Source organism: Mycolicibacterium komossense (assembly GCF_025822605.1).
Lineage (GTDB): Bacteria > Actinomycetota > Actinomycetes > Mycobacteriales > Mycobacteriaceae > Mycobacterium > Mycobacterium komossense.
This window is the reverse complement of record NZ_JACKTY010000033.1, coordinates 288,732-301,523: the sequence shown is the minus strand read 5'-3', so window position 1 is coordinate 301,523 and position 12,792 is coordinate 288,732. Positions and strand designations below refer to the sequence as shown.

At 66.8% G+C, this 12,792-nt stretch carries 12 protein-coding genes and 1 pseudogene; 5 read left to right on the top strand and 8 right to left on the bottom strand.

Annotation, left to right across the window (positions count from 1 at the left end; translation table 11 throughout):
- Positions 1-8 precede the first annotated feature (8 nt).
- The gene (locus H7J73_RS22020) at positions 9-809 is read right to left on the bottom strand and encodes a DsbA family protein (protein WP_264069801.1); all 801 of its coding nucleotides are present in this window, start codon (positions 807-809) and stop codon (positions 9-11) included.
- 103 nt (positions 810-912) lie between these two features.
- Positions 913-1,971, bottom strand: a complete 1,059-nt coding sequence (locus H7J73_RS22015; RefSeq protein WP_276031556.1) for an alpha/beta hydrolase — start codon at positions 1,969-1,971, stop codon at positions 913-915.
- Between the two features lie 172 nt (positions 1,972-2,143).
- On the opposite strand from H7J73_RS22015, the gene H7J73_RS22010 reads away from it, so the two are divergent.
- On the top strand, positions 2,144-2,992 hold the full coding sequence (locus H7J73_RS22010) for an aldo/keto reductase (protein ID WP_264069800.1): 849 nt from the start codon (positions 2,144-2,146) through the stop codon (positions 2,990-2,992).
- Positions 2,993-3,250: 258 nt separating this feature from the next.
- Here the strand turns inward: H7J73_RS22010 and H7J73_RS22005 are convergent, their stop codons facing one another.
- The gene (locus tag H7J73_RS22005) at positions 3,251-3,607 is read right to left on the bottom strand and encodes a hypothetical protein (protein ID WP_264069799.1); all 357 of its coding nucleotides are present in this window, start codon (positions 3,605-3,607) and stop codon (positions 3,251-3,253) included.
- Positions 3,608-3,668: 61 nt separating this feature from the next.
- On the opposite strand from H7J73_RS22005, the gene H7J73_RS22000 reads away from it, so the two are divergent.
- The 3 genes and pseudogenes from H7J73_RS22000 to H7J73_RS21990 all read left to right on the top strand — a co-directional run bounded on the left by H7J73_RS22000 (position 3,669) and on the right by H7J73_RS21990 (position 5,742).
- Positions 3,669-4,136, top strand: a complete 468-nt coding sequence (locus H7J73_RS22000; RefSeq protein WP_264069798.1) for an ATP-binding protein — start codon at positions 3,669-3,671, stop codon at positions 4,134-4,136.
- 62 nt (positions 4,137-4,198) lie between these two features.
- Positions 4,199-4,438: pseudogene (locus tag H7J73_RS21995) on the top strand (prolyl aminopeptidase); the annotation flags it as partial.
- Positions 4,439-4,605: 167 nt separating this feature from the next.
- Positions 4,606-5,742 carry a GNAT family N-acetyltransferase gene (locus H7J73_RS21990; protein WP_264069796.1) on the top strand — a complete coding sequence of 379 codons (1,137 nt, stop codon included), beginning with the start codon at positions 4,606-4,608 and terminating at the stop codon, positions 5,740-5,742.
- A 9-nt stretch (positions 5,743-5,751) separates the two neighbouring features.
- On the opposite strand, the gene H7J73_RS21985 is transcribed toward H7J73_RS21990, so the two are convergent.
- From H7J73_RS21985 to H7J73_RS21975, 3 genes are read right to left on the bottom strand one after another with little or no spacing between them, the layout of a single operon-like run.
- Positions 5,752-6,462 carry an HNH endonuclease family protein gene (locus tag H7J73_RS21985; protein ID WP_264069794.1) on the bottom strand — a complete coding sequence of 237 codons (711 nt, stop codon included), beginning with the start codon at positions 6,460-6,462 and terminating at the stop codon, positions 5,752-5,754.
- A complete protein-coding gene (gene recG / locus H7J73_RS21980; RefSeq protein ID WP_264069793.1) occupies positions 6,459-8,696 on the bottom strand; it encodes an ATP-dependent DNA helicase RecG in 2,238 nt (745 codons plus the stop codon). The genes H7J73_RS21985 and recG overlap by 4 nt, the downstream gene beginning before the upstream one ends.
- A 1-nt stretch (position 8,697) precedes the next feature.
- Positions 8,698-10,356 (bottom strand): fatty acid kinase ATP-binding subunit FakA, encoded by a 1,659-nt coding sequence (locus H7J73_RS21975; RefSeq protein ID WP_264069792.1) that lies wholly within the window; start codon positions 10,354-10,356, stop codon positions 8,698-8,700.
- A 195-nt stretch (positions 10,357-10,551) separates the two neighbouring features.
- Here H7J73_RS21975 and rpmB point away from each other — a divergent pair, with 195 nt between their 5' ends.
- A complete protein-coding gene (gene rpmB, locus H7J73_RS21970; protein WP_264069791.1) occupies positions 10,552-10,746 on the top strand; it encodes a 50S ribosomal protein L28 in 195 nt (64 codons plus the stop codon).
- Between the two features lie 243 nt (positions 10,747-10,989).
- On the opposite strand, the gene H7J73_RS21965 is transcribed toward rpmB, so the two are convergent.
- Together H7J73_RS21965 and H7J73_RS21960 are read right to left on the bottom strand one after the other, a co-directional pair.
- Positions 10,990-11,670 carry a uracil-DNA glycosylase gene (locus H7J73_RS21965; RefSeq protein WP_264069790.1) on the bottom strand — a complete coding sequence of 227 codons (681 nt, stop codon included), beginning with the start codon at positions 11,668-11,670 and terminating at the stop codon, positions 10,990-10,992.
- Positions 11,671-11,694: 24 nt separating this feature from the next.
- Complete coding sequence (locus tag H7J73_RS21960) at positions 11,695-12,645, bottom strand: thiamine-phosphate kinase (RefSeq protein WP_264069789.1); 951 nt, start codon at positions 12,643-12,645, stop codon at positions 11,695-11,697.
- Between the last annotated feature and the right edge of the window lie 147 nt (positions 12,646-12,792).

Genomic DNA, 12,792 nt, shown 5'->3' with positions numbered 1-12,792 from the left:
CGCGACGCTCACGATGCCGGGGGTGCCGCGGGCACGGGTACGGGCGCGGGCGCTGCGGGCGCTGCGGGGACGTCCATACCGGGCACGTCGCCGACGATCGCCTTGACCTTGGCAACCAGGTCGGCCGGGGTCTGGAGCTGAATGTCCTCGCCATTGAGCCGCACGGTCGGGGTGGCGTTGATCTTGGACGCGGCAGCCAGGCCGTCGACCATATCGCTGTACTTGCCCGAGTTCACGCAGTCGGTGATCTTGTCGGGGGCGGTGCCGGCCTGCCGCGCCGTCTCGATCAGACCCGCGTTGTCCGGGGCGGGCGCGCCTTCCGGCGGCTGCTGAGCGAACAGCGCGGTGTGGAAGCGGACGAAGTTTTCCTTGGTGGGCGTCGTATCCGCATCACCCACGCAGTAGGCCGCGTTGGCGGACCGCGTCGAGTATTTCTGGTTCGCAGAGGAGTTCAGGATCGAAACCATGTTGTAGTCGACGGCGATGGCACCACTGGTGACCAGCTGCCCGATCGTGCGGCCGAACGCCTTTTCGAAGTCGCGGCAGTGCGGGCACTGGAAGTCCTCGTAGACCGACAGCACAGCCTTCGGGTCCGAGCTGCCGTCCTTCTTGATGACGTCGCTGCTGGCCACGCGGACGGCCTGCAGGTCGCCGGAGTGCTTCTTGTCGCTGGACATCACGATGTAGAGGACAAGCGCCACGGCGAAGAGGACCACGGCAGCGGTCAGGCCGATCTGGATCGCGAGATTGCGCTTGCGGTCAGCCGACTTCAAGTCGTACTTGGCAGGGCGTTTCGGTTTGGTGGCCACAGTGTCGGTGATCCTCGTGCTCGCGGGGCGCGCTTGTCAGACGCAATTCGTCAAAGGCGCCTCCAGAGTACCGGCGTGCCTCACCCGCTCCCGCACGCCGGGCTCAACTGCGTTGCAGATGATCTTTCAGGGCGGACACGATGTCGCCGATGCTGCGGTCGCAACCCCCGCCCAACCCACCCAGATTGATGAACGCGTGGATCATCGAGCGCTGTTCGCGGAGGTCAACGGGAACACCCGCGGCCGCGAGTGCGGCGGCATAGTTGTTGCCCTCGTCGCGCAGCGGATCGAATCCGGCGGTGACCACCACCGCGGGTGGCAGTCCGGCCAGGTCTTCGGTCAGCATCGGCGAGATCCGCGGATCCGTCGGATCGAGGTCGGAGCCGTCCAGGTACTGGCGATGGAAGAAGTCCATATCGCTACGCGTCAACAGAAAACCGTCAGCGAACAGGGTGCGGGATCGGGTCTGCGCATTCAGTTCGGTGATGGGGTAGAGCAGGAGCTGAAGGCAGGGCGCGGTGCCACCCCCGTCGCGTGCCAACTGGGAGACCACCGCGGCCAGCGCGCCGCCGGCACTGTCTCCACCGACTGCGACCCGGTCAGGATCTGCGCCCAGCTCGGCGGCGTGCTCGACCGCCCAGCGGAAGGCAGCTTCGGCATCCTCCACTGCGGCCGGGGCCTTGTGCTCCGGAGCGAGGCGGTAGTCGACCGACAGCACGTGCACGCCGGCTCCGTCGCAGACCCGACGGCAGAACGCGTCGACGCTGTCGAGGTCACCGAAGACGAAGCCGCCGCCGTGGAAGTAGACGAGCAATGCCGTCGCACCGCGGTCGTTGGGCCGGTAGTGCCGGGCACCGATCGGACCCGCCGGTCCGGGGAGCGACAGAGTCTGCACGCCGACCTCGGCTGATGGGCCACCCAGTGTCACGCACGAATCGTGGGTCATCGCCCGGGTCCTGGCGACGTCGTGATCGACCACCAGGCCGGTCAGGCCCAACGCCCGCTCGCCCGCGAGGAAGAACTGGAGCGTGGGATCGAGGGTGTTCCCGTCGACGACCACCGCCCGCTTGCCGGACAGCAGCCTCTTCACCGGGTCCGGCAGCACAGCGGCGATTGCGGGCGTCGCGCGGGTGATCGCACGCAGTACACCGGGGGTTCTCATGTCCATCACGGTGCATGACGGTAATTCCCAGCCGTGCGCTGTGGCTGATTAGGTTGCATATCGACTCGGTAATATCGTGTTCCCGAAGTCGGCGACCCCATTCTGTTGTGCACAATTCGTGCGTAATTCGATGCAGGCCCGATCCACGAACCTTCAAGCGCAGTGAGGTGAGATGACGTCGATCGGCCAGTCGGGAGCGACCGTTCCATCAATCGGGCTCAATGACGACAACACGATGCCGGTTCTCGGCCTCGGCGTCGGCGAACTCTCGGATGCGGAGACGGAACACGCGGTGTCGACCGCGTTGGAGATCGGCTACCGACTGATCGACACCGCGGCCGCCTATGGCAACGAGGCTGCGGTGGGCAGGGCGATCGCCGCCTCGGGCATCCCTCGCGCCGAGGTGTTCGTCACCACCAAGCTCGACACACCCAATCAGGGTTTCGGGCAATCGCAGGACGCTCTCAAGGCCAGCCTGGACCGGCTCGGCATGGAGTACGTCGACCTGTACCTCATCCATTGGCCCGCGCCAGGGAAGAACATGTATATCGACAGCTTCGGCGGGATGATGCGATCCCGCGAAGACGGCCTGGCCCGTTCGATCGGTGTCTGCAACTTCCATCCCGAGCATCTCCAGACGCTGATCGAGCTGGCGTTCTCGTTACCGGCGGTCAACCAGGTCGAGTTGCATCCGCTGTTGAACCAGGCTCAGGTGCGGGCGTACAACACCGAGCAGAACGTCGTGACCGAGGCCTACAGCCCGCTGGGTGTCGGCGCGGTGCTGGAAAACGCCACAGTGCAATCGATCGCCGGGTCGTACGGCAAGACCGCCGCCCAGGTGCTGATCCGCTGGAGCTTGCAGCTCGGCAACGTCGTCATCCCGCGGTCGAAGTCGGCCGAACGGATCGCCGAGAATTTCGACGTCTTCGATTTCGAGTTGCGCACCGAGGATATGGACGCCCTCAACGGTCTCGATGACGGAACCCGCTTCCGCGAGGACCCGGACACCTTCAACGGCTAAGCCGCCTCGGTACTGCGATGTCTGGGCGGTACCACCACTATCCGGTGAAGGCCATGCCTATCACCTGCGCGCCTCGGATCGCAGGGGTGTCTCGCCAGACGGGTGCACCGATGAGCGTCGGTCGCCGAGCCAGGATGCGCAGCACGAGCGCACCTGCGGCGATGGTCAAACAGTTCTGGATCGAAGGCGGGGTTCGGTGGCGGGACACTGGTCCAACCCTCGGCTTTTCCACTAGACCGAAGCGCTGGTTCCCGACGATCAGGTCGGCGGCGATGGATCCGCTGCGCGCCAACCCGGGCAGTTGTTCCGAGCGCCCCACTTCCGCCCTGCCCGCACCGCCAAGCGGCGCGAGCGCCGCGCCCGCTGCGCGCTCCCCTGTTTGCCGACCGCTGCGCGGAAGAACCCACCAACCTCGCCACCGGCCGCACATTGACCGAAGACCGCAAGTGTCAACTGCGCTTGCTCCTCGACGACGAAATGCACGAGATCGTGTGGCACGCGGGCATCGCCGGGCGCCACCCGAACCGCGACATCGCCGCCGACGTCGCGTCTGCCGTCACGGATCAGCCCGATCCCGTACTGCCGCTCGTTGAGTCGTCTGAACACCACATCCATTCACTCCATGCCACCATGCGCCGGCCGCAGGCGGCAACCGGTTTTCCGCTACCGTTCGGCGGTGGGCACATGCGTGTTGATCACCGGCATGTCCGGGGTGGGCAAGTCGTCGCTACTGGGCGAGCTCGCCGCCCGCGGACACCACACTGTCGACACCGATTACGGCGACTACCACCAGACCGTCGACGGCGAAAGCCTGTGGCGGGCAGATCGAATAGACGCACTGCTGTCGGCGCACCGCGAGGGTCTGCTGTTCGTCTCGGGCACCACCCGCAATCAGACAGTGTTCTATTCGCGATTCGCACACATCGTGCTGCTGAGTGCTCCTGCCGACGTGCTCACCGAACGACTCACGACGCGGCGCACCAATCCCTACGGCCAGGACCCGGCAGAACTCGCAGAGACGCTCGGCCATGTGGAGACGGTCGAACCGTTGTTGAGGGCGGCTGCCACCGTGGAAGTGGTCACCACCGTGCCTGTCGAACGGGTCGCCGATATTGTGCTCGCGCACGTGTCGGCTCATCCGTAACGTGATCAGGCGTGGGGGAACATCGACGTCTTTACCCTCCGATCGAGCCATACGAGTCGGGCATGCTCGACGTCGGCGACGGCAACCGCGTCTACTGGGAGGCCTGCGGAAATCTCACCGGTCTACCGGCGCTGGCAGTACACGGCGGCCCCGGCTCGGGCTGTGTGCCCGCCATGCGGCGGCCGTTCGATCCCGACAAGTATCGACTTGTGCTCTTCGATCAGCGAGGTTGCGGACGCAGCACACCGCATGCCGGTGACGCCGCGGTGGATCTGACGACGAACACCACAGCGTCGTTGATTCACGGGCGACTCGATCTCAGTTGTCCGCCGGATATCGCGTGGGAGCTGGCTCAAGAATGGCCCGCGGCCGAGCTGCATATCGTGCCCGGCGCCGGGCACACCGCTGGCGGGCAGATGGGTGAACACGCCGTCGAAGCCCTCGACCGCTTCGCGGAATATCGCTAGCGATGACGGCCCGGGTGCGACCCGACGGGGTATCGGTCTCGCTTCAGTTGGTAACGCGGCGTTTCCCGCAGGCCCGGGCAGCATGGTTGGGCGGCAGCGTCGCGGCTGGAAATGCCACGGCGACCTCGGATCTCGATATCACGGTACTGCTCGACGGCCTGCCGGCGCCCTACCGGTCGTCGGAGATAGTCGAGGGCTGGCCGGTCGAGATGTTTGTCCAGACGGAGGATTCGCTGCTGGAGTTTTGCGCGCAGGATCGTCGACGGCGCAGGCCGACCACGATGCGCCTGGTGGGTACTGCGATCGTGCTGCTCGACCACGACGGATCAGGCCAACGCCTGCGGGAGGCTCTGCACCGGATTGACCAACTCGGGCCGCCGCCAGAGCCGCCCGACCACATGGCCGCCCGACGATACGCGGTCAACGATCTTCTGACGGACCTCGACAGTGCGGTCACCGTCGACGAGGCCCTGACCGTCGCCGCCGCACTGCTGCGGGAAGCCGGGGATCTGCTCTTGAGCACTCACCGGCACTGGAGTGGCAGCGGGAAATGGCTCCTGCGGGAACTCGAAGCACTCGACCGGGAGCGCGGCACCGACCAGGCCGCGAGGCTCGTCCACGGTTTACGGGCAGCCGCCACCGACGACAGCACACTGATGCAGCAGGCGGTCCGCCACATCCTCGACGAGTCGGGGGGTCCGTTGTTCAGTGGCTACCGCCGCACGGCGAAACAGTCCGCCCCGGTCGAGATCAGAACCGCCACCATCGACGAGGCGGGCTTATCCGAACTACTCCACTGTGCCGCCAGTGACCCCGCCTCGGCAATTCAGCGATACCGAAACGATTCGGCGACAGCGCTTCTGGGAGCGCATCTCGATGGCGATCTGGTCGGGGTCCTCGGCTACGCCGTGAGTGATGCCGCGGTCACCGTGTTGCACATCGCGACGGCCGCAGACCGGCGACGAACCGGGGTCGGGGTTGCGCTCCTCGGTGCGCTGCGCCGCGCGGTGCCCAGCGGCCTGCCGATCGTCGCCGAGACGGACCGAGATGGCGTGGAGTTCTACGCCGCCATCGGGTTCGCCGTCACATCTTTGGGTGAGAAATATCCTGGCGTCGAACGCTTCTCGGTTCGTGACTAGCCTCGCAGCTCAGCCAGTCGGGCAGGTCGCGGCGGCCTCGCGCAGGGTTCCCGCGGATGCCTCGTCCACCGACAGCGCATACCCCCGCAGTACTGCGATGAACTGCACCGAATACTGGCACCAGAAGGCGTGATTCGGCGGCATCCAGACCGCGGGTTCCCCGTCGGATTTGTCCTGGTTGGCCTGGCCCTGCACCGCAAGAAGATTGGCCGGGTCATTGGCGAATCGGAGCCGCATCGCATCGGTCCAGTCGCGTGCGCCCAGATCCCAGGCCAACGCCAGTGGGACGATGTGGTCGATCTGCACCGAGGCGCCGACTTGATTACCGCGCACGAAGGCGACCGTGGCGTTGGTATACGGGTCGTGCAACGTGCCGCTGGCCACGGCATCCGGGCAGCGTTTGATGGCCACGAACACCTTGTCCACCAGATCGCGATTGAGGATGTCGTTGCGGGTATCGCAGCCGTTATGGCCACCCGGCGCATCGTTGTTGTCGTCCCATGCCTCACCGAAAGCGGCCCGGCGGTAGTCGTAGCTGCGAATCCTGGCCGGTATCAGTTCGATTCCCGCCATGACGTCGGCACCGGGAGCAACGACGGGTGCATCGGCCTGCGCGATGTACCAGTCGGCCCGCTCCCCCGCCGCGTCGACGACCTGGTAGGCGACGATCAACGACAGCACGGCGGCAACCGCCAACCAGGCCACGGTTGTGCGCTTCACGACTTGTCCAGATACTCGATCTGCTCGGTGTCGGTGAAGTGACTGGCCAGCAGCTCCAGCCCGCGATCAGACGGGTCGCGCCGGTAGCTCTGCTCACAGAACTGCCGCGCGTCCTCGATGATCTCGCGGTGTTGGTTGAGCGACAACAGCTTCAGTGCGATGGCACGCCCGGACTGGTTGCGGCCCAGCACATCTCCCTCACTTCGCTCCATCAGATCGAGATCGGCGAGCTCGAATCCGTCCAGCGTCGAGGCGACCGCCTGCAATCGCGTCCCCGCCTTGGACCCTTCGGGTAGGTCGGTCACCAGCAGGCACAGGCTGGGATGGCTGCCGCGGCCGATCCGCCCACGCAGCTGATGCAACTGGCTGATCCCGAACCAGTCGGCGTCGATGATGACCATCACGGTGGCGTTGGGCACGTCGACACCCACCTCGATGACCGTCGTGGACACCAGCACATCGATCTCGCCGGCCCGGAACCCGGCCATCACAGCGTCCTTCTCCTCCGCCGACAACCGGCCGTGCATCAGGCCGACCCGCAGCCCCGCCAACGGTCCCGCCTGTAGCTTCGCGTGCAGATCGACCACCGCCTGCGCAGTACGCGGTGGCGCACCGTCTTTCGACGCGATGTTGACCTTCGGTTTGTCGTCATCATCGATGCGCGGCGCCACCACATATGCCTGACGGCCTGCCCGAACCTCTTCGACGACGCGAGCCCAGGCGCGCTGCAGCCAGGTCGGCTTCTGCTTGGCGAAGATCACGTTGGTGCTGATGGGCTGGCGTCCGCGCGGCAGTTCGCGCAACGTGGACGTTTCCAGGTCGCCGTACACGGTCAGCGCGACGGTGCGCGGGATCGGCGTCGCCGTCAGCACCAGCAGATGTGGGGTGATGCCTCCGGTTGCTTTGGCGCGCAACTGATCCCGCTGCTCGACGCCGAACCTGTGCTGCTCATCGACCACGACCATGCCGAGCCGACGGAACTCGACGGCATCTTGGATCAGGGCGTGTGTGCCGATCACGATACCGGCCTCGCCCGAGGCGATCTCCGCGCGCACCTCCCTTTTCTGCGCCGCCGACATCGAACCCGTCAGCAGCGTGAGGCGGGTCGCGACGTCGGGCGCACCGAGCTCACCTGCCGTCGCCAACGGTCCAAGCACCTCACGCATCGAGCGGGCGTGTTGATCGGCGAGCACCTCGGTGGGGGCGAGCATCGCGCACTGATAGCCCGCGTCGACCATCTGCAGCATCGCCAGCAGCGCGACTACGGTCTTCCCGGATCCGACCTCGCCCTGCAGCATCCGGTTCATCGGCCGGGTCGATTCCAGCTCGTCGGAGATCGTCGTGAGGACCTCGCTCTGCCCCGCGGTCAGCTCGAAGGGCAGCTGGGATTCCAGCGCGGACCGCAACCCGCCGGCCTGTCGCGGGGCCGCGGGGCCGGTCTCGGACAGCTCGCCGTAGCGACGGCTGACCAGTTCCCACTGCAGCCCGACGGCCTCGTCGAACCGCAGACGGTCCAGGGCGACTTCGCGTTCGGCCGCACTCTCGGCCAGATGCACCGCGCGCAGCGCCCGGTCCTCGGAGATCAGATTCCGTTCGCGCAGAGCATCTTCGGGGAGCGGATCCACGACGGGATCCAGTACCGCCAGCACCTGGAGCACACAGCGGTAGATATCCCAGCTCTGCAGTTTCGCACTGGCCGGGTAGATCGGGAAGAAGTCGCGTTCGAACACCGACATGTCCAGCTCGCCGTCGGCGCCGGTCGAGCCCTCGGCCATCGCCTTCAGAGACTTGCTGCCGGCACCGGATTTACCCTTCGGCGAGTCCAGCACGAGGAACGCCGGATGTGTCAGCTGCATGACGCCCTTGAAGAAACCGACCTCACCGGACAGCATCAGCCGCGTCCCTTCGACCAGGCTGTGTTTGAGGAACTTGGCGTTGAAGAACGTCGCGGTGACCTTGGGACGCCGATCACCGAGGGTGATGACGAGGTATTCACGCCTGGGCTGCTTGTTGGTGAAGCGCAGGTCGGCCTTGGCGATGGTGTCAACAAAGGTGATGTGCTCACCTTCCTCCGGCGGTTGGTCGTCCTCGCCGAGGACCGACGAGCCCTTGTTGTACTTGCGCGGGTAGTGCCGCAGCAGATCGTCGACCCGGCGGATGCCGAACACCTCATCCAGCGATTTGGCCGCTTTCTTCCCGATGATGAAGTCGAGCCGGTCCGTGAGTTCCGCCACGTCACTCCACTCCGATGATCAGAGCATCACCACGATGACGGGTCAGGTAGCTGACCAGCTCGGTGCCGAGATGATGCCGGCGCACATGTTCACCGAGCAGGGCGGCCACCTCTTCGGCCTTGTCGCCGTCCAATTCTTCGCCGATGAGAATGGTCACCAGCTCTCCGCCGACGCCCAGCAGCAGGTCGATCAGCCCGCGACCGGCCGCCGTCACATCGTGGCGCACCACCAGCACTTCGTCGCCGGCGATTCCGAGCCCGTCGCCTCGCCGACACGGCCCCACCCACGTCAGTGCGTCCTCGGTGGCGACGCGGACCGAGCCGTACCGGGTCGCGCCCGCAGCCGCGGCCATCGTGTACCCGTCGTCGACGGCGAGGCGGTCCGCTTCGTGGACGGCCAGGGCGGCCAGACCCTGCACCATCGAACCGGTGGGCAGCGGCACCACGTCGATCCCCCACCCGATCGCGGCGGTGCAGCCGGCGACCAATTCCTCGGCAGCGACGTATCCGTTGGGCAGCACCATTACCTGCGCGGCGCCGGTGTCGACCAGGGCGCGCACCAGCTGCTGCGCGCTGATCGCGAGGTCAGGATCGGCGTCCCGTCGCAATACCGCCGCCCCTTCCCCTGCGAACAGATTCTCCGCTCCGTCGCCGTCGACGACCGCCAAGACGGCCCGGTCTCTGGCCCAGCTGCCCGGCGCCACACCCGAGGCACCGGCATTGAGGGCGGAGATCTGGATGCGGCTCAGGGTGCCGAAACCGAGCCCGGCTTCCACCGCGGCGCCGGCATCGTCGGTGTGCACATGCACCGAGTGCCCGCCGTCGGCGCATGCGGCCGCGATCGCAACCGAGTCACCCAGCCCCTCCAGCTTGTCGCGCAGTGCACCGACGCGTTCGGCGCCACACCCGGCCAACTGATACATCACCTCGAACTGCAGAGGTGGGGGCGCGGCCGCCGGCGCCGCGGCCGCGTGCCCGGCCTGTGCCTCGTAGACCGGCCGAACGGGGGCATACCCGGCGATCGTCGAGCTGAGCGCATCGAGCAGCACCACCAGTCCGCGGCCGCCCGCGTCGACCACACCCGCGTCGGCGAGCACGGCCAACTGCTGCGGCGTCCGGTCCAGGGCGATGACGGCCGCGTCGGCGGCAGCCGCGACAGCGGTGGCCAGGGCGGCGCCGTCGGCGGCGGCGTCCTCGGCGGCGGTCGCGGCAGCCTGCAGGACCGAGACGATGGTGCCGGGTACGACGTCGCCACCCATCGACGACACCACCAACCCGACGGCGTGACGCAGGGCTGCGCCGATCAGGGGGGCGTCGATATCGCCTAGCTCACCTCGCGTGTCGGTCGCCGCGGACGCAGTCACATCGGCGACACCCCGCAGGATCTGCGACAGGATGACCCCGGAATTGCCCCGCGCACCGTGCAACGCACCCCGCGACAGCGCGGTGGCCACCGCCGCGACATCGGCCGGGGCCGGGGCGGACGAATCGGCTTCGGCGAGCGCGGAACGCATGGTGAAAAGCATGTTGGTGCCGGTATCGGCGTCGGCCACGGGAAACACGTTGAGCCGGTTGATCTCGTCGGTACAGGCAATCAAATCCCCCACCGCGGTATGCGCCCATTCCCGCAGAGCGGCCCCGTCGAGCCGACGATCCGACATCCCTGACCCCTTCTCTGTGCGGGCGTCAGCCTAGTCATTACCGCTGACAGACATGCTCGGACAGCTGGGCTGTGCACACCATTTTGGTGATCTCCGGTGCGGTCGGTATCCTGGTCAGGTTGTCGGGTCACCCTTAGCTGGTTGTTGGCCCGCCAGTATCGACTCAAAGCTTTTTACAACGAGGAGTGGTGACTAATGGCTGCCGTATGCGATATCTGCGGGAAAGGCCCAGGCTTCGGTAAGTCCGTGTCGCACTCCCATCGTCGTACCAACCGTCGCTGGGACCCGAACATCCAGGTCGTGCACGCGGTGAGCCGTCCCGGCGGTAACAAGCAGCGCGTCAACGCCTGCACGTCGTGCATCAAGGCCGGCAAGGTGGTTCGCGGCTAGACGCCGCTCGGCCGAGGAAACGAGGCCGAGAGCAGTCAGCCGAACACGTCCGGCTGACACGCCAACATTCGTTGCGGCATAGATCGCCGGGTAAGCACCTGCCATGGTGCGCCCGCTCTGTGTTCTCGCAATAGTCGCTTCCGTGGTCACTGGCTGTGGCGGCAACGACCCGAGAACAGATCCGTCCACGACACCTGAGGTATCGACGACGGTCTCGTTGGCGCCGAGCACCACGCACGTCGGTTAGGTCAGTCGCCAATCGATCGGTTCGGCACCCTTTTCGGCGAGCAGTGCATTGGCTCGGCTGAACGGCCTGGACCCGAAGAACCCTCGCGACGCCGACAGCGGTGACGGGTGGGCCGATTCGATCGACGCGCACTCGGCGCCCAGCATCGGCTTGAGGGTGGCCGCATCGCGACCCCACAGAATCGCGACCAGCGGTTGCTCGCGGGCCACCAATGCCCGGATCGCACATTCCGTGACGGCTTCCCAACCTTTTCCGCGATGTGAGGCCGGCGTACCCGGGCGCACCGTGAGCACCCTGTTGAGCAGCATCACACCCTGCGTCGACCACGGCGACAGATCACCGCTGGACGGTTTCGGATAGCCCAGATCGGCCTCGTACTCCTTATAGATGTTCTCCAGACTCCGTGGCAGCGGCCGGACCTCGGGCGCCACCGAGAAGCTCAACCCCACCGCGTGCCCGGGCGTCGGATACGGATCCTGGCCCACGATCAGCACCCGCACCGTGTCAAAGGGAAAGCTGAAGGCACGCAGCACGTCCGCTCCGGCGGGCAGGTACCCGCGGCCTTCGGCGATCTCGCCGCGCAGGAACTCCCCCATCTGCGCGACCTGCCCCTCGACTGGCTCGAGGGCTCGTGCCCAACCGTCGTCGACGAGGTCTTTGAGGGGGCGCGCACTCACGTCAGACAACCTAACCGGTCCGGTTCAACTGAAGGACTCCCAACCCACGGAACCGGTCCAGTTCCGCCCGTCCACCCACACTTCCGCGGGTCCGTCGACCACCTGCCCGATCACCCGCCACCCGGCCGGTGGCATCCCCGTGAAACAGGCCACCAACGCGTGATCCTCGCCGCCTCCGAGCACCCAGTCCCATGGGTCGGCGCCGACTGCCTGGCCGGCCTGCGTCAGCGCATCGTGGTCAGCCGCCAGCGCCGCCAGGGACAGGTCGACGGCAACACCGGATGCTCTGGCGATGTGGCCGAGGTCGGCGACGAGCCCGTCGGACACATCGGTCATCGCGATCGCACCCGCCTCGGCGGCCACCCGGCCCTGACCATATGGTGGCTCCGGCACCAGGTGCTGGCGGCGCAATTCCTTGAAACCCCCAATGTTCTTGTCCCAGAGGCTGAACCCCGCGGCCGATCTGCCGAGCTCGCCCACGACGGCGACGACGGCACCGGGGCGGGCGCCATCGCGGCGCACCGGGGCGCGCCCACCCAGGTCACCCAGGACGGTCACCGAGACCACCCAGTGCGGGCTGCTGACCAGGTCACCACCCACAATCCCGGCACCCGTCTTGGCCGCTTCCTCCCACATCCCGTCGGACAACTCAGCGGCATGTCGCGCCGGGGTGTCAGACGGTGCGCCGAAACCGACCACGTACGCGCTCGGGCGACCACCCATGGCCTCGATATCCGCGGCGTTCTGCGCAATGGCTTTGCGACCGATGTCGTGCGGCGTGGACCAGTGGAGCAGGAAATGCCTGCCCTCGACGAGCATGTCGGTGGACACCGCCACCCGGCCATCCGGCACCGAGATCACTGCCGCGTCATCACCAGGACCGACTTCGACGGTCGCCGGCTGACGGCGGTCCGCCACCACCCGGTCGATGACGGCGAACTCGCCCAGCTCCCTCATCGTGGGATCGTTGCCCATCTCACCCTCTTGCCTGGGCCGGTCGCCTGCCCTGAACACCGGCACGACCTGCGGTACGTTTGGTCCCTGTCGACGCAGCCAGCGACAGGACACGCCAGTGTATGTGGGGCGCATTCATGCAGCCCCCGCCACAGCCGGTCATCAACA

Excerpts from the sequence above, each read along its gene's own strand:
- H7J73_RS22015 (WP_276031556.1), bottom strand. The coding sequence starts at position 1,971 with ATGAGAACCCCCGGTGTACTGCGTGCGATCACCCGCGCGACGCCCGCA.
- H7J73_RS22010 (WP_264069800.1), top strand. The coding sequence starts at position 2,144 with ATGACGTCGATCGGCCAGTCGGGAGCGACCGTTCCATCAATCGGGCTC.
- H7J73_RS22005 (WP_264069799.1), bottom strand. The coding sequence starts at position 3,607 with ATGGATGTGGTGTTCAGACGACTCAACGAGCGGCAGTACGGGATCGGG.
- H7J73_RS21990 (WP_264069796.1), top strand. The coding sequence starts at position 4,606 with ATGACGGCCCGGGTGCGACCCGACGGGGTATCGGTCTCGCTTCAGTTG.
- H7J73_RS21975 (WP_264069792.1), bottom strand. The coding sequence starts at position 10,356 with ATGTCGGATCGTCGGCTCGACGGGGCCGCTCTGCGGGAATGGGCGCAT.
- rpmB (WP_264069791.1), top strand. The coding sequence starts at position 10,552 with ATGGCTGCCGTATGCGATATCTGCGGGAAAGGCCCAGGCTTCGGTAAG.
- H7J73_RS21960 (WP_264069789.1), bottom strand. The coding sequence starts at position 12,645 with ATGGGCAACGATCCCACGATGAGGGAGCTGGGCGAGTTCGCCGTCATC.